Source organism: Marisediminitalea oceani, assembly GCF_003731635.1.
Taxonomy (GTDB): domain Bacteria; phylum Pseudomonadota; class Gammaproteobacteria; order Enterobacterales; family Alteromonadaceae; genus Alteromonas; species Alteromonas oceani.
Map to the genome: position 1 here is coordinate 73,484 of NZ_RCUA01000087.1, position 21,055 is coordinate 94,538.

Sequence of the window (21,055 nt, forward strand, 5' to 3'; positions counted from 1 at the left end):
ATGTTTGAGTGGTTATGGGCGCAGAGCGCGCTCACCCCGGGCCAGGCCACACACGCCGGTGCGGGATGACTCGATGATCTCTGTGCATTGCGCCATGGTGGTAGCAAAGGCATCCAGTTTATCTGTGGTACCGGTTACTTCCATGGTGTAGTTGTTTAACGATACATCAAGGATGTTGGCGCGGAAAATGTCGGCGTTGCGCTTCACTTCTGCACGAATAGCTTCATTACGGGTTGCTACTTTAATCAGCATCATTTCCCGTTCAATGTGCGCATTTTCTGATAAATCGATCACCTTAAGCACGTCCACCAGCTTATTCACCTGTTTGGTAATTTGCTCAATAACCTTATCATCGCCATGGGTGATGATGGTCAGGCGAGACAAGCTCGGATCTTCGGTTGGTGCCACACATAAAGAGTCAACGTTGTAACCGCGCTGTGAAAACACCCCAACAATTCTCGACAGTGCACCTGGCGCGTTTTCCATTAATACTGAAATAATTCTTTTCATCAGGTTCTCTCCGTCTTACTTAAGCGCATGTCATCCATCGCGCCGTACTTAATTTGCATGGGATATACGTGTTCATTCTGGTCGACTGCAATATCCATAAATACCAGACGATCAGTGATGCTAAAGCACTTCTCCATTGCTGCGTCTAATTCAGACAGCGAGTCAACTTTGATCCCCACGTGGCCATATGCCTCGGCCAGTTTGACGAAGTCGGGCATGGAATCCATATAAGAATGGGAGTGACGCCCTTTATAAATCATATCCTGCCACTGACGAACCATACCCAGAGCACGGTTATTCAGTGAAATAATCTTGACCGGCAGGTTGTACTGCAAGCAGGTTGACAGTTCCTGAATGTTCATCTGGATACTACCGTCGCCAGTCACAACCACTGAGGTCGCATCCGGATGAGCAAACTGCACGCCCATAGCGGCCGGTAAACCAAAGCCCATAGTGCCCAGGCCACCGGAATTGATCCAGCGGCGCGGCTTATCATACGGGTAGTAAAGCGCAGCAAACATCTGGTGCTGACCAACGTCAGAACTAACGTACGCCTCGCCATTGGTGTGCTTGTACAGTGATTCAATCACCTTTTGCGGTTTAATTACCGACTCACCCTGCTCGAAGTTCAGGCACTTGCGGCTACGCCACTGAGTGATTTGCTCCCACCAGTCAGCCAGTTTAGCTTTCTGCTCTGGCAGCTCTTCAGGGGTTAACAGGTTTAAAATTTGCTCCAGTACGGTTTCTACTGAGCCAACCACCGGAATATGGGCATTCACTGTTTTAGAAATCGACGCTGGGTCAATATCCACATGAATGATATCCGCATGCGGACAGAATTTCTCAACGTTATTGGTAACACGGTCATCAAAACGAGCACCCAGTGCTAAAATGCAGTCTGAGTTGTGCATGGTTTTGTTGGCCTCAAGCGTACCGTGCATGCCCAGCATACCGACAAACTGCTCGTGAGTGCCTGGGAATGCACCAAGCCCCATGAGGGTACAGGTTACCGGTGCTTGTAGTAATTCAGCCAGTTGGGTAACTAAGCCAGACGCTTCCGCCGTAATTGCACCGCCGCCTACGTAAAGTACCGGGCGCTCTGCCTTTTTAAGTGAAGCAACGGCTTTTTTCACCTGCTTCATGTGGCCGCGTACGGTTGGGTTGTAAGAACGCATGGTTACATCAGACGGGAACACATAAGGGTGCTCTTCCATGACGTTAACGATATCTTTTGGTAAATCAACCACTACCGGGCCCGGACGGCCGGAATTGGCAATGTAGTAAGCCTTCGCAATGGCATCAGGAATATCTTCTGCCCGCTTAACCAGGAAGCTATGTTTTACGATTGGTCGTGAACAACCCACCATATCGGTTTCCTGGAAGGCATCTTCACCGATGTGCATCGATGGCACCTGACCAGACAGGATAACCATAGGAATCGAATCCATATAGGCTGTAGCAATACCCGTTAAGGTATTAGTAGCACCTGGGCCTGAAGTGACGAGGACGGTACCGGTTTTACCTGTCGAACGCGCGTAACCATCTGCCATATGAGCAGCAGCCTGTTCATGACGCACGAGGACATGTTTGACATCATCCTGAGCAAATAATGCATCATAAATGTCAAGAACGGCACCACCCGGGTAACCGAATACATGTGTAACTCCTACATCTTTTAGCGCTTCCACCACCATGGCGGCGCCCGACATCATCTTCACGGTGTTATCTCCTGTTGGATCATTAATTCAAACTAACCATTTAAGTAATTCAATGAATTAGTTAAAGCAAACTGCTTGGCTGACAATCACTGAAAGTCAATTGTAAACTGACCTTGGTTGTTGTGTACGCGGACTATATCGAAGGCACCGGGAAGATCAAATAACTTTTTTCATAAAAGTGAGATACATATCCCAAATAATGAATATAATAGGATAAACATCCTATTTTTAACTATCCAAACCACAGAAAACGAAATTTTTGTATTTACATGATTTTAACAGTAGCAATTATCAAAACTGCCCTGCAGCGCTTAATAATTAACACCTTGCAAATTTATTACGGCGAAAAAATCAATTTAATTTACCACATCAAATTAGGATAAATATTTCGCTTAATCTTTTCAGCTTTTTTAGCTCGTCCGCTGGCAATGGCTTAGTTACAGCTTTATTGGCCACTGTGGCGATGAGCACCCGCTGCCTCTGCACATTCCCGTACCTGGCAACCCACTGTTCCAGTGTAACGGATTTCTGTACACAAAACGATCCGGCACCAATTTTTTCTACATCGGTACGTCCGGAATAGGTGCCAAAAATGCGATCCCAGATAATGATGACACAGCCCAAATTGGTATTGCTGCTGGCAAAATCATGGGAGTGGTGAAGGTACCGGATACTGCGATGACTTCATCGCTGGCCCTCATAATTGCCAGAATAATGGGTGAACCCACGGATAAAGCTAAAAACTACAGAGGATGGCCGCGATCAGCCCTCGCCGCTCCCATTTTAGTGATGTGATGATGGGTCGCGTGGATACGCCACCAGAACAAAGAACTGTGCTGTGCGCGATGTAACCAGTAGTAAATAAACTCTATGAGGGTTCTGACCATGATAGCGGCAAAGACCAGTCCTAAGACCGAAGTCGGCTCAATGGTAAAACCCAGCGGCAGGCTATCCCGCACGGCTTTAAACTCTTCTGATATGGGGGTTTGATAATAATCAGTATAAAAGGGATACCAGATAAACACCGCGCCGGCGAGCCAGAATACATCCTCGGTAAATTCTTTAGGGGTCAGAACCCAGTCCGGCCGTTTGGTCCAGATCCTTTCGGCGATGAGCACCAGCGGTAATAGCAGTACAATCATCCGAGCGGTAAATAAATCCGCATCGAACCAGTTATAAATCTGTATTGAGGCAACCGCAAAAACCGCCGAAAACTAACACCGGTTGCGGAAGGCTTAACAAAAAGTCCCGCCATGACGACGAATTTGCTATTGATGACTCTGCTACAGAGGCTTGCTCGGGGGTATGCTCATCACTCATATAGTTATCCGGAGGTAATATGTCTTGAGAAGGGCATAAGAATTTCTTAGACAACGCCACGAACCAAGAATGAACAGCTACCATTTTAACTGAACAAAAACCACCGGCAGTAAACAAGTTCAGCTTAGTGCATTTTTTAACCAACAGCCATTAAAAATGTACTTCCTGATTCTGGCGGAGCAGATATCCAAAGGGGACAATACGCTTTCTGACTTATCTGTTGCTGATTTACAACTACTTTTTGGGCACCCAGGCCCACAGCATTTCACACACCACAGGTTCGATATTATTAGCATCGGTTACGGTGACCTTAACCAACACCTCACCTTTTTCCTGTTGTTGCATCATCTGAATCTGTTCGTCACTGAGCGAGGCCACTGCCGTCATATCGCCTGTCGCCCGCTTCACGTATTGCAGATTCATCGATTTGATCAGTGGTAACTTATCCCCCGGCAGGTTTAAGCCAACAATAAAACCTGTTGCCGATTCTGCCAGTAAAGCCATTGCCGCAGCATGAACACTACCAATGTGATTCTGCACTTTTTTATAGTTTGGTTGCCTAAAAGTGACTGTAGAAAAGTCAGTAGACACAATATCCACCCGCGCAGTGCCCGCCAGTTTAACTTTATAGCGAAACATCCAGGTCAGCAGACGGCTGCTCAGCCAGGCAGGATAGTGATTTACTTTTTCGGCGTAGCGCCTTAAGGGGTTACTCGACATAAAAACGGCTCAACTGGTTAGACCAGAAGAGCCTACGTTTTCTTCGCGCACAAATCAAGAGCAAGCCGCGCCCTGTTAATTTGCTTTGAGGTCTGCCAGCAGCGCCTCGAGCTTTGCGGTATGCGCAGCATACTGCCGCCAGCGGCCAATGGACCGGGTGTTGATTGCTTCTCTTACCTGCACTTTACTGGCAGTTGAAACCGGAGCCTTATTTTTTTCTACCTGCAGACAGGCGGCCTCCCAACTGAGACCGCAAAAATCAATCAGTGCCGGGATTTCTTCAGCTGGCCGGGTAACCAGTTCCTCATAGGATTGCAGCCGCACGTTGTGTGGAAACAGGTTTTGCCAATGATGTACTAAAGAATAAAAATTCTTATAAAAACGTCCTGTAGATTCAAGATCATAGGCGTAAGCAAAATAAGGGCTGCTTAATGAAAACAACTGCCGGAAGTTACCAATACAGGTATCCATGGGATCCCTTAACAGACACACGATTTTTGCATTGGGCAGGGCCCGGCGAATTAACCCCACGTAGAAAAAGTTGAACGGGAGTTTATCCACCAGGTATTTTTTATTGTTTAGCAGAAATGACGTTCTTTCAAGATACCGACTGCCCAGTTCAGCAAAGGAGAGCTGCTCGGCGGCTTGTAAAGTGGGTAAATCGAGCACCTGATTAGAAGGCGTTTTCGCCAGCTCTTTGACAGCTAACCCGAAATCCTGGAGTTCCCCCCCTGAGGCCACCTGACTATGACTGGTAATGATACGCTCCACCAGCGTAGTACCCGAGCGCGGCATACCGAGCACAAAGATGGGTTGCGATGACGGATCGCCCTGATTAGCGGAGCTAACAGCCGGCTGCTGCGCCTGCAACCAGTTAAAGATAGCGTCATAATGTTGCTCAACCGCTGTAAACTGGCGCCTTTTAGCCTGCTTTGCCTCACTGAGAACATTGAAGGCTTTATCGTACTCTTTAAAAGCTTCGTATTCTTTTGCCAGTGCATGACTTAAATGCAATTTACCATCGATATCAGTGGTTTTTGCATGAAGAACAGATAGTCTTTCAATATGATTATTGGTATCACTGATGCCGCCGAGATCAGAAAGCGCATAGTGCGCCTGGTAATAGTCAGGCTTAAGCGCAATTGCTTGTTCAAATGCTTGCCGCGCTGTATCAAACTGCCCGGCAAACTTGGCCGATACTGCAAAGTTATAATAAAAACTGGCGTTATCCGGCGCCTTAGCCAGCGCCGCTTTAAAATACTTCAGCGCTTCTTCGTGCAAGCCCACCCGGCTTAAAGACACACCAACCGTATCCAGCGCCAGCGGTTTATCCAGACTGGATACCGGACACCTTGAGGCCGCGTCGACCGCAGCGGGCATATTGCCTAGCAGGGCATAACACTTGGTGAGATATGCATAGGTTTGGGGTTCTGGCGTCAGCTCGGCAGATTTATTTAACAGGCGCACCGCCTTCTGGATTTGCAGGATCTCAATATGCACTATGCCGAGCAGAAAGTAGGCCTCGGCATCATCGCCGTAGTGTTTAATCAACGTCACACAGGCGCTGTGTGCAGCGACATAATCACGTTGATTAATCGCACTCAGCGCCTGCTGAATAAACTGTTGCTTGTTTTGCATAGGTTGCTGTTCCAACAAAAAGGCACCTTGCGGTGCCTTTTAAGTAGTGATTTGCCAGGCTTGCTCTGCAAGCCCGAGGTTATGCAGTTTTACATCTCAAACTGATAACTGAACGTTACACCAACGGTGCGAGGGCGCAGCAGGAAGTGGCCGTAACCACGTTGTAAATCGGTGCGGTTAATCTCTATGTCACCAATTCCCTGATAACCCTGGTGGGCACGAGTTGATACAAAGGCGTATTTGTCGAACAGGTTATCAACATAGAAAGTGACACTCCAGTCAAAATCAGAGATTTTGGCGGTCAGGTTGCTTACCGCATAACCGGCCAGGCTCTCACCACTACGACGTTGACCAACCGTAGTAATGATATCGCTTTGCGCGGTAATACCGTAGTTAACATCAAGCATCTTATCGCCAAACACTTCCTGAGTGTAGGTCAGACCAAATGAGAACTGTTGTTCTGGAGAGCCAGGCAGGCGATCGCCATCTTTACCGTCAAACAGCTCATCCAGATTAGTTGGGTTACCATCTTCGTCAAACTCGTCGTACACGTTAAACAGGAATGGCGCGTCGGCCGTTAATTCTGCCTTGGTGTAGGAGTAAGTCGCATACATAGTTAACTCATCAGTGAGCACTGCGCGGGTAAACAACTCGACACCGCGTGAGTTTGCGCCTTCAGCATTGGTTGTGATGGGTTGCTGACCATTAACCGTTGCACCACCTACCTGCGCATCTTCCCAGTCAACATTAAACACTGCCGCATTGAAGTGCAGTTTGTTTTTAAAGAACGTGGTTTTCAGGCCTAATTCATAGTTGGTGGTGGTATCGGCGGTATAGACCTGCTCGTCTGGTAACGCACAGATAATCTGATTCTGGATTTCATCGATGTCCGGAGGACACGCGGCCACACCGTTGGCTCCACCGATACGGAAACCTTCACTTACTGTTGCGTAGGCTAATACATCATCAGTAACCTGGTAGCTGGCATTAAACTTAAACAGGGTACCTGAATCATCCGCGCCTTCTTCACCGAAATCGAGCACGATGGAGTCGGGATCGCGGCCCAGGAACACTGTTTCGAACAGCGGTAAGTCAACGGCTGAGCGTGAGTTCACCTCATACTCGTAAGCCCGTAAACCAGCGGTAATGGTTAGTTTATCGGTGACTTCATAACTTACCTCACCAAACAACGCCTGCTCTTTAACATCGGTATAATCCACCGAGTAGTATTCGAGCGAGTCCGGTCGAGGATTTCCACCCACTCCCCACACGTTCAGTGCGTACTCATCAAAGCCTGGCGTAAATTCCTTACTGTAGCCAAAGCTTTCTGTGTCGTAGTAAAACCCACCTACAATCCAGGATAACGGGCCACTGGGCTCAGACACTAAACGAATTTCCTGGGTAAAGCGGTCGATATCGCCCACTTCTTCAGTGAATGCACTGAAAGCCGGGAACTCTTCATAGGAATAGGCCAGACGAATTAGCAGATCAGTCTGGTCACGATTACCGATGTCTTCTGAGCCTGACCAACCGGTTGCTGAAACCAGTTCAGCAAAGCCTAAGTCGGCTTTTAATTCCAGGCTCAGCAGGTCATCTTCCTGCTCACGAGGTTCTTCGTAACGGTAAGCAGACTCGTACGGACCTAGCACGTCGTTTAAACCGTTAGCCGGGTCCAGGGCACCGTACTGAGTAATTGAACGGCCCTCTACCTCACGCTTCTGGTAGAAGTAGGAAACGGTTCCGTCGAACCAGTCATTCGGTGTCCAGCGCAAGGCAACACGGCCAGTCAGGGTCTTTTCGCCGTTGGCATCCTTAACCTGCTTAAGGTTTTCAGACACGGCGGTTGGATCTGTCCAGTCCGGATCAGGCAGCGAGACACCGCTTTCACGAACCACGTAGTTGTAATCCAGGTAGCCCGGATCGTTGAAATAGTTTACTGCGGCGCGAATGGCCAGCGTGTCGTCAATTAACGGCGTGTTAAATACGAAGCTCGCTTCGCCACCCATGGAATCACTTTCGGCAACGCTGAACACATCACCTTTTACACGGCCAGTGGTCAGATCCATCTCTACTTCATTGGGCAGATAACGAATTGCACCACCAAGAGTACCGGCACCGTACAGTGTTCCCTGTGGACCAATCAGTACCTCAACCCGGTTTACATCGATTAAGCGCATGTTCAAAAACAGCGGCACATCGCCAAAGTAGGTGGCAACCGTGCCACCGTCAGAAGACGGACCCGAAGAGTTAGTATTTAATCCTCGCACAATAATAGGAGAGTCAGTTCGACCGCCCTGGTTGGTAATAGTCAGACCTGGCACCCAACGGGCCAAATCTTCTAAATCTTCTAAATTCTGGTCTTCCATGATATCAGCGGTAATCGCTGAAATATTTAGCGGAACTTCCTGTAATGAACCGGTACGACGGGTAGCCGTTACTTCAATCTTTTCTATCTCTTTTGCACCATCAGGCTCCTGAGCCATAACAGCTGGTACCATGCAGGCAGTCATAACTGCGCTTGCAACGATAGAATAGGCAAATCGATTACCTGGTTTATTCATGTATGCTCCTCAACGACGATAAATCGACAACTGGTTTTTTTATATCCGGCCAATACAGCAGCTTTTGTGCCTGTTTTTATTTACTTAGCCTAATTATTTAGTGGTTTTGTACAAATAATCCGCATAGTTATGCATTACTGTTCAAGAAAAATGCAATATAGCGCTTTCACGACCGGATTGACGGCCCAATTAAGTGCAAAAAATAGTTTTAATGGCGCAAAATCGGCTGACATTCACCATTTTAGGGCGCTATTAGAAAAGTCGCACATAAAACATGCATAATTATGTGAATAAATATGTAGAACGACACACTTTGTGTATAAACTCCCGGCTGCTTTTTGTCTTCATCAACAGCTTACGTGGACAGGAGAATGTTGCAGATAACAAAGTGGTTTTGTTCAGGCTTTGTTTATTGCTCTAAATCTTTACTAATTTTGCAATCTGACTAAACAGAAAATTCGAAATACGATTACACGTCGATGTCCCTTAGGGACGATAAAGAATTTTTGATTTAAAAACTTCTCTGGATGAGAAATTGGAGCGGGAAACGAGATTCGAACTCGCGACCCCAACCTTGGCAAGGTTGTGCTCTACCAACTGAGCTATTCCCGCTTAAGAGTGGTACTTCGTTTGAAGTGGTGCGCATTTTACAAAATTATTTTGCCAGTGCAACACCTATTTTCATTTTTTTGCGTTTTTTTGTCTGAATGCTTAAATACTAAACACTTTCTCGCGATAGAACTGCATTTCAGCGATAGATTCACGGATATCATCCAGTGCCTGGTGAGTGCCCTGCTTGGTAAATCCATCGAGCGCTTCCGGCTTCCAGCGACGAACCAACTCTTTAATGGTGCTAACATCCACATTGCGATAATGGAAGTAGGCTTCAAGCTCCGGCATGTATTTCACCATGAAGCGGCGATCCTGACCTATAGTGTTGCCACACAGCGGCGATTTGCCGGCATCTACGTACTGAGCCAAAAAGGCAATGGTTTGTTTAGCCGCGGCATCTTCATCAAACTCACTGTCACGACAACGCTGGGTAAGACCACTCTCGCCATGTACCCGGGTACACCACTCATCCATCCCATCAAGAATTGCATCGCTCTGGTGCACGGCAATCACCGGCCCTTCGGCAATAACATTTAGCTGGGGGTCCGTCACAATAGTGGCAATTTCCAGTACTTTACAGGTTTCAGGGTCCAGACCGGTCATTTCCATATCGATCCACACCAGGTTGTCATTGTTTTTTGCCATTAACCTTGCCTATTTTCTCTCAAGAGGTGACACATAAAGTGCACAAAAGGTATCATGCACAGCCTAAAACGCAAACTTCGAGAACGGCGTGGCCAAGAAACCCAAATTATCCCATCGACAAAAGCGACAGGTAGCGGCAAACCGCCAGAAACGCCTGTCTCGCAAACAGCAATCATCTCCTGATTTATCTTCATTGCTGGCTGGCCGGGTAATTGGTCGTTTTGGTAAACAAGCCGATGTTCAGGACACCGAAGGCAACGTGGTTCGGTGTCATATTCGTCGCACCATCGAATCGGTAGTATGCGGCGATGAGGTGCTGTTTGCCCGTTCCGAAGTCCCCGACGAAAATATAGGCGGGGTTATCGAAATTGTACAGGATCGGCGCACCGTGCTAACCCGCCCGGATTTTTATGATGGCGTGAAACCCATTGCTGCCAATATCGACCAGATTATCGTGGTGTCGTCGGTAAAGCCGGAATTGTCGCTTAACATTATCGACCGCTATCTGGTGGCCTGTGAAGACACCGACATCAAGCCCTTACTGGTGCTTAATAAAGTCGAGCTTTTAAGTGACGAAGAACGTGAAACCGTGAGTGCTTCTCTGGCCATCTACCAGGAGCTTGGCTACGAGTTATTGCTTACCAGTTGTAAAAGTGGCGAAGGCATTACTGAGCTGCATGAACGTTTACGTGATAAAACCAGCGTGTTTGTGGGTCAGTCCGGGGTGGGTAAATCGAGTATCATCAATCAGGTACTGCCCGATGCCGACGAATTAGTGGGTGAGATTTCCGAAAACTCAGGTTTAGGGACACACACTACTACCGCTGCAAAATTATTACCCATTCCTTCTGGCGGGGAGTTGATAGACTCTCCCGGGGTGCGTGAATTTGCTTTGTGGCACCTCCCTCAGGAACGCATCACCTGGGGCTTTATTGAATTCAGAGATTACCTGGGCGGCTGTAAATTCCGTGACTGTAAACACCTCAACGATCCGGGCTGTATCATTCGTCAGGCCGTGGAAGAGGGTAAAATCAATCAGCAGCGTTATGATAATTACCATCGGATCATCGCCGCCATGGCCGAGCAGCGCCCGGCATATGCGAACCGTCTTATATCAAACCCTGATGAACCATAACCTTATGTTGGTATGTTTCCCCGCAAAATCGGCTACAATAGGCACCATTAGGCGCAAATAGCCCTCAGGCTGTGCCAGACAACATGTAATTAGGAGCATTCACTTTGTTGAATTGGTTTAAAGTCAACCTGCAGTATGTACTGCCTAAACACCTTATTTCCCGGTTAGTGGGTAAACTGGCCGCTGCAGAAGCAGGCGCCCTGACTACCTGGCTGATCAAGCTGTTTATAAAACAGTTTAAGGTCAATATGGACGAGGCAATGTACTCTCAGCCAGAAGACTATCGTACCTTTAATGCTTTCTTTACCCGACCGTTAAAGCCCGGCGTACGTCCTATTGAAGAAAATGACGACGTGCTGTGTCATTCTGTAGACGGCACTGTCAGCCAGTTTGGTGATATTGTTGGCGAAGACCTTATTCAGGCGAAAGGCCACAAGTTTACTTTATCGGCTCTACTGGGTGGCAATCCGGATCTGGCCCAGCCATTTAAAGGCGGTAAGTTTGCCACCATCTATCTGTCACCTAAGGACTACCACCGTATCCATATGCCTATCGAAGGCAAGCTTACCGACATGGTGTATGTGCCCGGCGAACTATTTTCAGTGAATCCGCTAACGGCAGAAAATGTACCAGGCTTGTTTGCCCGCAACGAGCGGGTAGTCACCATTTATGATACGCCGGTGGGCAAAATGGCCATTGTACTGGTGGGTGCAACGATTGTTGCCAGTATCGATACCGTTTGGGCCGGCACCGTTACCCCGCCAGCCGGTAAGCATGTCACTCATTGGCGCTACGAAGGCGACGAAGGGATTAATCTGGCCAAAGGTGAAGAGCTTGGTCAGTTTAAGCTGGGCTCAACGATTGTGGTGTGTTTTGAGCCGGATAAGGTCGACTTTGCCGACCTGGCCCTTGAGCAGGTTACCCGGTTAGGCCAGCCTTTTGCGACCAAAACAGCCCCTGCCGCTGATTAATGGATCCCGTTAAAAAGAGCCTTGTTACCCTTCACCTTGCGGTAGTGCTTTTAGGGGGTACCGGGCTCTTTTCCAAGATCATCCCACTAAACGCCATCGACATCACGTTGGGGCGAAGTCTGTTTGCCTGTCTGGCCTTATGCCTTTTCGTCAGGGCTGGCAGAGAGCATCTGCGTCTTGAACGCCGCCTCGATTATTTTATTGCCATTGGGCTGGGCGTACTTATGGCGGCTCACTGGGCCACCTATTTTGCTTCCATGCAGTACGCAGGTGTCTCGGTAGGGATGATTGCCATGTTCACTTTTCCGGTGATTACCGTATTACTTGAGCCGCTGTTTGAGAAAACCCGACTGGCCTGGCAGGACATGCTCAGCGCACTGGTTGTTGTTATCGGTATCGTGTTAATTGTGCCTGAGATATCGTTGGATAATGATGTCACGCTTGGCGTGGGACTCGGTGTGATTTCAGCAGTCCTTTATGCAGTACGAAACTTATCCTTAAGAAAGTACTTTTCTCACTATAGCGGTGCCCGTTCCATGGCCTGGCAAACGCTGATTATTGTTTTATGCCTGCTACCGTTCAGTGACCTGACAAGTACCCAACAGGACACCAGTGTATGGTTGTTGCTGCTGGCACTGGGTACGGCATTTACGGCGCTGCCTCATGCGCTCGTGGCGAATAGTCTGGCCCACCTGCGTGCCAAAACCTTTTCACTAATCGCCTGTATGCAGCCTTTTTACGGGGTGATTTTTGCCATTATCCTGCTTAACGAGTCGCCGGGATGGCAGACCCTGCTGGGCGGAATTTTAGTGACCTCAGCGTCAATTTATGAAACAGTAAACACCCATAAATCAGCATCTGCCACCAATGAGTAATCGTTATGTGGATCTTAGGTCACCGCGGCGCCAGCGCAGCAGCACCTGAAAATACTCTGGCCGCGTTTTCACTGGCCATGACACAACAGGCAACGGGTATCGAACTCGATGTTTATCAGGTCGAAGATGAAATTGTCATTATTCACGACCGCTGGTTAAACCGCACTACCAACGGCAAGGGCATGGTTACCAGCCATCCGCTTTCATACCTGCGTAGTCTGGATGCCGGTAATGGTGAAGTCATCCCCTATCTGGCAGAGGTATTCGAAATTCTGCCCGCAGACGCCGTGCTTAATGTGGAAATTAAACACCTGAGTAATGTGGATAGCTGGCTGGAGAAAATTCGCCAGGGCCTTGCTCAGAGCGGCTTCCCGGCTGAAAACCTGATTATCTCTTCGTTTAATCACCGCTGGATCCGCCAGATTAAAGCCGCCTGGCCGCAGGTGCACATTGGCGCACTCACTGCTACCTATCCCGAGAATGGGTTGGGTTTTGCCCACGATTTGGATGCCTTTTCGCTCCATATGGCACTGGATGTAGTAGATGAGTTCTATGTAAAAGAAGCCCGTCAGGCAGGTTTAAAAGTACTGGTGTATACCGTGGATTATCCTGAGGATATGCTGATGCTGAAAGCCTGGGGCGTAGATGGGATTTTTACCAATGTGCCGGACATAGCCCGACAGGTACTTAGCCCCGGGGAATAATCTTAACGGTGATTACTGGCCAGATGCTGAGAAACCACTTTGCCTTTGCAGCATCGACACTTTCGGCACAAGCGCAGGTTTAGCCAGTGGCCGAGAATAATCAGGCCGGCGCCAAAAGCGATAGTAAAGGGCTCGCCGGACTCACCAAACATGTCCTTAAACCAGTAAATCACCCCGCCACTTAGCAGTAGCAACAACGGGTAGTATTTACCATGATAGCGCACGGCACCGCTGATAAGCGCGACGCTACCGATAAGAATGGATAAGCTTAAAATGGTCCGTTCAAACCAGGTTTGGCCGAACATGCTGGAAGCCAGCAATGGTAGCAGCGGGATCGCCAGACAATGCAAAGCGCACAGACTTGAGATCCAGATCCCAAGCCGGTCTAAAAATGTTGGATTGTCGATGGGTGATTGCATAACTACCTTACCTTCAGCTGATGTTATAATATAACATCCTTGAGTTTTTTCAAGATCCCATCAACGATCTTCATGCAAATAGCGGCAAATTTCGACGAATGACATAGGGTAATAGCTTAAAACCCTGCTAAGAGCGTTTGTTTAGTTAGGCGCGGCAACACTTACCTGAGTGCTGCTGGCGTATTCACGTTGCGGTGTGTCAGGTTTAGCAAAGTAGTCGTGCATTGATTTCAGCACGAAGTGCTGTGCCGGCAGATTAGCGAGTTTTTCCTGCAGAAACTCAATGGTTCCCGGGTGGGGGTGAGCAATTATAATCACTTTAGAGTGCTTACGGGTTAGCGCTATCGCCCGCTGCCACTGCTCATTCATGAAGTCTTCGGTTTGTTCATGATCCAGAAACACGTGACGTCTGGCATTGGGGATCTGTTTTTCACGGGCCACCTGTTGGGCCACGGTAAAGCGCGTGGTGCGACTATCAACAAAAAATAACCCGGTGTGTTTAATCACATTCATCAGCGGGTGTAGCGCCTGGCCCGATGCCGTAAGTACACTGCCCATGTGATTGTTCACGCCAATAGCATAAGGTACCGAGGCAAGAGCAGCCTCAAAGGTCGCGGTAATTTCGTTGGCATACATCGAAGAGGTGATGGCTCCGGGCCCCAGCGGTTTGTCGGATTGCGCTTCCATTGGCAGATGCAGCATTACATCACGGGATTGAGCATGTGCTCGCTCAGCAAAAGCCTGGCCCTGCGGTGTATGGGGCAAAATGGAGAAAGTCACGGATTCAGGCAGCGCGAATGCCCGTTCGTCGGTGGCACGATAGCCCATATCATCAATGATGATATAAAGTTCTGCAGGTGCCTGGGATGGCTGATGTGCGGTCGCACGACTGGCAGCCGTTGTTGTCTGGCTAACCAGCATTCCCCACACAATAACGCAATATATACCGAGCTGTTTCAAGAGCGCACTTAAACCTGATTATTTGTAATTGTTATGGCCGCTAGCATACCAGCCGGGTTCACAATTACCAATATCAACTGCCATCAACCGCCTTATCTGCATCCATACCAGTCTGGCCCAGGCTATACGAATAGGCTAAATATCCAGCCACTGTAACGGGTTAAGTGCTTTGCCCTTATGGCGTATCTCAAAATACAAATTAGGTGAAGACTGACCGCCACTCTGACCCAGTAATGCCACGGTCTCGCCTTTGGCCACCGCATCACCGGCCGAGCGCAGCAGTGCCTGATTGTGTCCGTAGACCGACATATAACCATCACCGTGTTCAATAATAGTGACCAGGCCGAAGCCTCTCAGCCAGTCAGAATAAATAACCCGGCCATGGGCAATGGCTTTTACCGAACTGCCTTCGCGGCCATCTATCATGATCCCTTTCCATCGCACCTGGCCCTGACGACGCTTACCAAATAAACGCCGCAGTGTACCGTTGGCAGGCTTAAGTAACTTTCCCTTTTCGCCGGATAAGCCGGTTAACTCCTGCGGCACCTGACTGGCCCGCTGAGCACGCTCGATGGCCTCTACCAGTGCCTGTTCCGCTTCTCTTAACTGCGCAATCCGGCTTTCTTCGCTGGCAATTTTGCTACGCAGCTTTACCAGTGTTTGCTGGCGATCCTGTTGGCGGGCAACCAGTTCATTTTGCTGACGCTCCTGATCGCTCAGCAACGCGGTTAACTCCTGAGCCTTAGCCTGCAATTCGGCATTAACCTGCTCCAGCTCGGTGACACTTGCTTTAAACTGAGTGATTTCTTTCTGTCGGGCTTCATTCAGGTATTTGTAGTAAGTCAGCACGCGTTCGAAGCGCGCGGCGTCCTCCTGGTAAAACACCATTTTGGCATAGTCGTAGTTACCGGAGATAAAAGCGGTTCTTAGCTGACCGCCAAGCAGTTCCTGTTGCTGAGCAATAGCTTGCTCAAGCTCATCACGCCGGCTTTTGAGGCTTTCCTGCTGGTCGCGGTTTTCGGCCAACGCGGTTTTTGTGTTATTGAGCCGCCGGGCCACTGCACCGATGTCTTTTTCTGATTGTTCCAGCACTAATTGCAGTTCCTGGGCATCGGCTTTACTGCCCTGCAGTGCCTGTTGACGGGCTTTTAATTCTTCCTGTAGCTCCGCCAGTTCCTGCTCGGCGTCATTACTTTGCGCAAAGACAAGGCCAGCAGGCGATAGCCCATACAACAATGCCACCAGCACAAGGCTGATGGCACAGTTCTTTAGCAACACTATGATGGGCTGCATATCTCTATTTAAGATTTTAGAGTCATGATAGTTTTGCCGGTCATTTCTTCTGGTTGCTCAACGCCCATCAGATGCAACATCGTCGGCGCTACATCGCTGAGTGTGCCGCCCTTACGGGGTTCAGCATCACGACCAAAGTAAATAAACGGTACAGGCTCACTGGTATGGGCGGTATGAGCCTGGCCAGACTCGTTATCTACCATTTGTTCTGCATTACCGTGGTCAGCAGTGATCAGGCACTCACCGCCGGTTTTCTTCAGTGCCTCAATTACGCGTCCGATACACTTATCTACTGCTTCACAGGCTTTAACTGCCGCGTCGAAGTCGCCGGTATGACCAACCATATCGCCATTTGGATAGTTACAGATGATCACGTCAAACTTGCCGGATTCAATCGCTCCAACCAGTTCGTCCGTGAGTTTTTCTGAGTTCATTTCCGGCTGCAGATCGTAGGTGGCTACATCGGGTGATGGGATCAGAATACGCTCTTCGCCTTTAAATTCTTTCTCGACACCGCCAGAGAAGAAAAAGGTAACGTGGGCGTACTTTTCGGTTTCTGAAATGCGCAGTTGGGTCTTATCCTGCTTTTCCAGCCATTCGCCTAACACATTTACCAGCTTCTCGGCTGGGAAAGCAACTGGCGCATCAAAATCTGCCGAGTACTGAGTCAGCATAACAAAGGCCGAAAGCTCTGGTTTAACCGCGAGCTCAAAGCCATCAAAGTTTTTATCAACAAATACCTGGGTCAGCTGACGCGCACGGTCGGCACGGAAGTTCATAAAAATAATGGCATCGCCATCTTCTACACTCACGCTTTCGCCAATAACGGTTGGAGGTACAAATTCATCGTTTTTGCCTGCCTCGTAAGAGGCTTTTAATCCGGCAACTGCTGAATCGGCGGTCGCTTCGCCTTTACCCTGAGTAATCAGGTCGTAAGCTTTTGTTACCCGATCCCAACGTTTGTCACGGTCCATAGCAAAGTAGCGGCCGATGATAGTAGCTGTTTTACCACAACCTATCTCAGCAAATACCGCATCGGCTTTTTCCAGCGACGCTTCAGCGCTTTGTGGCGGCGTATCACGACCATCCAGGAAAGCGTGTAAGTAAACTTTTTTCGCACCGCGGTGAGCAGCCATTTTCAGCGCTGCAAAAATATGGTCTTCGTGACTGTGAACACCACCTGGTGAAAGCAGACCCATAATATGTACCGCTTTATCTTTACTTACCGCGTCGTCAATGGCTTTTACCAGTGCCGGATTGTGCTCAAACTCGCCGTCTGCAATGGATTTGGTTACTTTGGTAAAGTCCTGATACACCACGCGGCCTGCGCCGAGGTTAACATGACCTACTTCAGAGTTACCCATTTGACCCTCGGGTAAACCCACATCCAGCCCGGAACCGCTGATTAACGTGTTTGGGTACTCTTTGGTTAAAGCATCCAGATTTGGCGTGTTCGCGGCCAGGATGGCATTTTGATCTGCATCCTCACGATATCCCCAGCCATCGAGTACGATTAGTGCCAGTGTCTTCTTGGATTGCGTCATGGGTTCTCCTGTAAAATTTCGTTGCCCTTATCAGGCGATGCTGTTCGGGTTAGTTATCCGCTTGCCCGGCTTATTATTAGGTACCGATATTGTCAGGCTTTGGATTGTTCCGTAGGGCGAGGCATACATTTATATTACCAAACCCTAGAGGGGATTGAAGAGCAGATGTTGAAAAATACCTCAATCAGTTTAATTGAGAATGTGAATTAACCAACCGAAGTACAGTAATTTAGCGCGCTTAGCGTTGTATTAACTGGGCTTCCTCCGCGCAAAGCTGGTTTCTGTTGTTTTTTTCTATATACTTTGCACTCTTTTTTTAACAAACCGATGCATTGGGAAGACGTAATGGATCAACTCATCGAATTTGCCAGCAATAACATTATACTGGCGGGTATCTGGCTGGCGCTGGTTATTATGCTGATTTACAGCTATGTCAGCGGTCTGATTTCCTCTGTCAAAGAAGTCAGTGTGCACGAAATGACATTGCTGATTAACCGTGAAGATGCAGTGGTTCTTGACACCCGCCCTGCCAACGACTTTAAGGCAGGTCATATCACCGGTGCCCGGCAGATCAAGCCGGAAGAGGTTCGTGAAAAGAACTTCAGCAAGCTTGAAAAATACAAAGACACGCCCATTATTGTTGTTTGTGCCATGGGTAACAGCGCACGCGGCGTAGCTGCTGCAATGACAAAAGACGGTTTCAGTAAAGTAAATGTACTGAAAGGCGGCATGAACGCCTGGTCTCAGGCCGGCTTACCCGTTGCTAAATAATCAACCAAAAGGCCGCTATTGTGAGTAAAGTTGAAATCTACACCAAAGCTTATTGCCCCTTTTGCACCCGGGCAAAAGCCCTGCTCCAGCAAAAAGGTGTTGAATACACTGAGTATGCCATCGATGCCGAGCCTGCCTTGCGCGATGTTATGATTGAGCGCGCAAATGGCGGTTATACAGTGCCGCAAATATTCATTAACGACCAGCACATTGGTGGTTGTGATGATATGTTTGCGCTGGAAAGACAGCAAGAACTGGATCCACTGCTGGCCAGCTAATTATTCTTATAAAATTTAAAATTACACTTAGGTAAAAACATGTCTGAAGAAAACCAAAGCAATCAAGAAAACGCCGCTGCCGGCCAGGGTCAAACGCCACAGTTCAACATTCAGCGTATCTACACAAAAGACATTTCTTTTGAGTCTCCGAACGCACCAGGTATCTTCACTAAAGAGTGGAAGCCAGAAATCAAACTGGACATCGATACCTCTACTGACAAACTGGATGGTAACCTGTTCGAAGTTGTTCTGTCGGTTACCGTTACAGCCACCATGGGCGAAGAAACTGCATTCCTGTGTGAAGTAGAGCAAGCCGGTATTTTCATGATTGGTGACATGCCAGAACAAAACAAAGCGCACATGCTGGGTTCTTTCTGTCCGAACACGCTGTTCCCATATGCTCGTGAAACTATTTCTAACCTGGTTAATCGCGGTACCTTCCCGCCGTTAAACCTGGCGCCGGTAAACTTTGACGCGATCTTTGCTGCATACATGCAAAAACGTGCTCAGGAAGCTCAGGCATCTCAGCAACAACTGGACGCCTAAGACGCCCATGAATGATGCGTCGGTTACCGTTCTTGGAGCAGGCTCCTATGGCACTGCTCTGGCTATCTGTTTAGCCCGTAACAATACACCCACCGTACTGTGGGGCAGAGACGCCAAACAGTTATCTGTTATGGCTGACAGCCGCCAGAACGAACGGTATCTGCCCGGCGCCTCCTTTCCCGATGCGCTCTCGGTTGAGAGCGATTTAGCCTCTGCTGTTGCGCACAGTCGCGATATTCTGGTGGTGGTACCAAGCCATGCCTTTAAAGGCATGCTTGAGCAATTAGCGCCGTTACTGCACGACTCTCAGCGAATTGTGTGGGCCACCAAAGGCCTAGAGCCGGGCAGCGGTCGTCTGCTCAAAGAAGTTGCTTTGGAAGTGCTGGGTGATAAATACCCGCTGGCAGTGTTATCAGGGCCGACTTTCGCCAAAGAAATGGCGGCGGGATTACCCACGGCTATCTCACTGTCTTCCACTGACGATGAGTTTATCGACGCCATGGCAGCCAAACTGCATTGCGCCCGTTCATTTCGGGTTTACAAAAACCCCGACTTTACCGGTGTGCAACTTGGCGGCGCGGTTAAGAACGTAATTGCCATTGGTGCCGGGCTGGCCGATGGGCTGGGTTTTGGTGCCAATGCCCGTACTGCGTTAATTACCCGCGGACTGGCTGAACTGACCCGTTTGGGCGTTCAGGCCGGCGCGCAGCCAGAAACCTTTATGGGTATGGCCGGGTTAGGCGATCTGGTGCTTACCTGTACTGACAACCAGTCCCGTAATCGCCGCTTCGGCCTTGCTTTGGGTAAAGGCACATCGGTGGACAACGCCATGGAAGAAATCGGTCAGGTAGTAGAAGGCTACCGCAACACCGAAGAAGTGGTTATCCTGGCTCGTAAGCTGGGCGTGGAAATGCCCATTTGCGAACAGATTTATGCGGTACTTTACGAGGGCAAATCGCCTAAAGACGCCGCCCTGGCCTTACTGGGCAGAGAGCTAACGTCGGAATGAGATAAATCTCCCTACAGCACGAATCAAGGATGATTGATGCGACTTTTTTGGTACTCTCTAATATATTCATTGCTCGTAGGCTGCGCCTCCCCTGACAATACCACTATTCACGAGCAAGAAAATGAATACATTGGTATACAAAATGGACAGCTAGTTTTTAATAGTGGCATAACAAAACAATCAAAAGTTGAACTATTCAAAGCATTTCAGTCGGCATCAGTAATTCCAAATCGCCTTTTAGTTTCCAGTAAAGGGGGAGACATAGAACAAGCTCTGGAAATAGGTCGCTGGATTCATCACCATAAACTTGATGTTGAAGTAACAAAGTTCTGTTTCTCCTCTTGTGCAAATTATATCTTTCCTGCCGGAGTCAATAAGTTCTTAAGAAAAGACTCTATTCTGCTTTGGCATGGCAGTGCCTGGCAGCAGTCTTGGCGGATACCAGACACTGCAATCAATATGTCAGAACAAGATATTAGGAAGCTGTTTACGAACTTAAGGACGGAAGAATCACTATTTTTCGACGAAATTGGTGTAGATAACCTGTTGACTGTATACGGACAACATATTGATTCACTAATAGATCATTTTTGGAGAATGATTGGACGAGGGTCTATTGGATTCGACTACTCACTTAATGATTTAGAACGACTTGGGCTAACAAATATTCGATTAATTGACGGCGATTGGAACTGGCGAGATTCAAATACAGATAAATCGCATCTGATAAAACGAGTTAAATTAGACGACAACTATCAGTTTGAGAGGCTTCGCTTTGATAAAAATGACGCCGAATCAATACCTCTCATACTAAAAAATTAATATG

20 protein-coding genes and 1 tRNA gene are annotated in these 21,055 nt (G+C 48.5%); 9 read left to right on the forward strand and 12 right to left on the reverse strand.

The features are described 5' to 3' along the window. Positions 1–12 precede the first annotated feature (12 nt). From ilvN to orn, 8 genes are all read right to left on the reverse strand, one after another. Positions 13–510, reverse strand: coding sequence for an acetolactate synthase small subunit (gene ilvN, locus D9T21_RS21830; RefSeq protein WP_105936177.1), 498 nt, complete (start codon positions 508–510; stop codon positions 13–15). Further along, entirely contained in the window at positions 510–2,228 is a 1,719-nt protein-coding gene (locus D9T21_RS21835; RefSeq protein WP_123327277.1) for an acetolactate synthase 3 large subunit, read from the reverse strand. The genes ilvN and D9T21_RS21835 overlap by 1 nt, the downstream gene beginning before the upstream one ends. A gap of 743 nt (positions 2,229–2,971) precedes the next feature. Then, complete coding sequence (locus D9T21_RS21845) at positions 2,972–3,370, reverse strand: sterol desaturase family protein (RefSeq protein ID WP_123327279.1); 399 nt, start codon at positions 3,368–3,370, stop codon at positions 2,972–2,974. A gap of 412 nt (positions 3,371–3,782) precedes the next feature. Further along, positions 3,783–4,268, reverse strand: a complete 486-nt coding sequence (locus D9T21_RS21850) for a DUF4442 domain-containing protein (RefSeq protein WP_123327280.1) — start codon at positions 4,266–4,268, stop codon at positions 3,783–3,785. Positions 4,269–4,343: 75 nt separating this feature from the next. Further along, the gene (locus D9T21_RS21855) at positions 4,344–5,924 is read right to left on the reverse strand and encodes a tetratricopeptide repeat-containing sulfotransferase family protein (RefSeq protein WP_241155788.1); all 1,581 of its coding nucleotides are present in this window, start codon (positions 5,922–5,924) and stop codon (positions 4,344–4,346) included. A 71-nt stretch (positions 5,925–5,995) separates the two neighbouring features. Beyond that, positions 5,996–8,467, reverse strand: a complete 2,472-nt coding sequence (locus D9T21_RS21860) for a TonB-dependent receptor (protein WP_123327282.1) — start codon at positions 8,465–8,467, stop codon at positions 5,996–5,998. Between the two features lie 536 nt (positions 8,468–9,003). Further along, positions 9,004–9,079: transfer RNA gene (locus D9T21_RS21865), tRNA-Gly, on the reverse strand. A 99-nt stretch (positions 9,080–9,178) separates the two neighbouring features. Then, positions 9,179–9,724 (reverse strand): oligoribonuclease, encoded by a 546-nt coding sequence (orn, locus tag D9T21_RS21870; RefSeq protein WP_123327283.1) that lies wholly within the window; start codon positions 9,722–9,724, stop codon positions 9,179–9,181. 88 nt (positions 9,725–9,812) lie between these two features. On the opposite strand from orn, the gene rsgA reads away from it, so the two are divergent. From rsgA to D9T21_RS21890, 4 genes are all read left to right on the forward strand, one after another. Next, on the forward strand, positions 9,813–10,859 hold the full coding sequence (rsgA, locus tag D9T21_RS21875; protein ID WP_123327284.1) for a small ribosomal subunit biogenesis GTPase RsgA: 1,047 nt from the start codon (positions 9,813–9,815) through the stop codon (positions 10,857–10,859). Positions 10,860–10,963: 104 nt separating this feature from the next. After that, on the forward strand, positions 10,964–11,830 hold the full coding sequence (gene asd / locus D9T21_RS21880) for an archaetidylserine decarboxylase (protein ID WP_123327285.1): 867 nt from the start codon (positions 10,964–10,966) through the stop codon (positions 11,828–11,830). Next, positions 11,830–12,705 carry a DMT family transporter gene (locus tag D9T21_RS21885; RefSeq protein WP_123327286.1) on the forward strand — a complete coding sequence of 292 codons (876 nt, stop codon included), beginning with the start codon at positions 11,830–11,832 and terminating at the stop codon, positions 12,703–12,705. The genes asd and D9T21_RS21885 overlap by 1 nt, the downstream gene beginning before the upstream one ends. A gap of 5 nt (positions 12,706–12,710) precedes the next feature. Continuing rightward, complete coding sequence (locus D9T21_RS21890; RefSeq protein ID WP_123327287.1) at positions 12,711–13,409, forward strand: glycerophosphodiester phosphodiesterase; 699 nt, start codon at positions 12,711–12,713, stop codon at positions 13,407–13,409. A 2-nt stretch (positions 13,410–13,411) separates the two neighbouring features. On the opposite strand, the gene D9T21_RS21895 is transcribed toward D9T21_RS21890, so the two are convergent. The 4 genes from D9T21_RS21895 to gpmI all read right to left on the reverse strand — a co-directional run bounded on the left by D9T21_RS21895 (position 13,412) and on the right by gpmI (position 17,625). After that, the gene (locus D9T21_RS21895; RefSeq protein WP_123327288.1) at positions 13,412–13,828 is read right to left on the reverse strand and encodes a MerC domain-containing protein; all 417 of its coding nucleotides are present in this window, start codon (positions 13,826–13,828) and stop codon (positions 13,412–13,414) included. Positions 13,829–13,969: 141 nt separating this feature from the next. Continuing rightward, entirely contained in the window at positions 13,970–14,788 is an 819-nt protein-coding gene (locus D9T21_RS21900; protein WP_164464813.1) for a divergent polysaccharide deacetylase family protein, read from the reverse strand. A gap of 135 nt (positions 14,789–14,923) precedes the next feature. Then, the gene (locus D9T21_RS21905) at positions 14,924–16,081 is read right to left on the reverse strand and encodes a murein hydrolase activator EnvC family protein (RefSeq protein ID WP_123327290.1); all 1,158 of its coding nucleotides are present in this window, start codon (positions 16,079–16,081) and stop codon (positions 14,924–14,926) included. A gap of 8 nt (positions 16,082–16,089) precedes the next feature. Continuing rightward, a complete protein-coding gene (gpmI, locus tag D9T21_RS21910) occupies positions 16,090–17,625 on the reverse strand; it encodes a 2,3-bisphosphoglycerate-independent phosphoglycerate mutase (protein ID WP_123327291.1) in 1,536 nt (511 codons plus the stop codon). Between the two features lie 345 nt (positions 17,626–17,970). On the opposite strand from gpmI, the gene D9T21_RS21915 reads away from it, so the two are divergent. From D9T21_RS21915 to D9T21_RS21935, 5 genes are read left to right on the forward strand one after another with little or no spacing between them, the layout of a single operon-like run. Continuing rightward, positions 17,971–18,396 (forward strand): rhodanese-like domain-containing protein, encoded by a 426-nt coding sequence (locus tag D9T21_RS21915; protein ID WP_105936196.1) that lies wholly within the window; start codon positions 17,971–17,973, stop codon positions 18,394–18,396. A gap of 20 nt (positions 18,397–18,416) precedes the next feature. Further along, positions 18,417–18,674 carry a glutaredoxin 3 gene (gene grxC, locus D9T21_RS21920; RefSeq protein WP_105936197.1) on the forward strand — a complete coding sequence of 86 codons (258 nt, stop codon included), beginning with the start codon at positions 18,417–18,419 and terminating at the stop codon, positions 18,672–18,674. 39 nt (positions 18,675–18,713) lie between these two features. Next, complete coding sequence (gene secB / locus D9T21_RS21925) at positions 18,714–19,220, forward strand: protein-export chaperone SecB (RefSeq protein WP_123327292.1); 507 nt, start codon at positions 18,714–18,716, stop codon at positions 19,218–19,220. 7 nt (positions 19,221–19,227) lie between these two features. Then, positions 19,228–20,229, forward strand: a complete 1,002-nt coding sequence (gpsA, locus tag D9T21_RS21930) for an NAD(P)H-dependent glycerol-3-phosphate dehydrogenase (RefSeq protein ID WP_123327293.1) — start codon at positions 19,228–19,230, stop codon at positions 20,227–20,229. Positions 20,230–20,265: 36 nt separating this feature from the next. After that, the gene (locus D9T21_RS21935; RefSeq protein ID WP_123327294.1) at positions 20,266–21,051 is read left to right on the forward strand and encodes a hypothetical protein; all 786 of its coding nucleotides are present in this window, start codon (positions 20,266–20,268) and stop codon (positions 21,049–21,051) included. Positions 21,052–21,055: the final 4 nt, after the last annotated feature.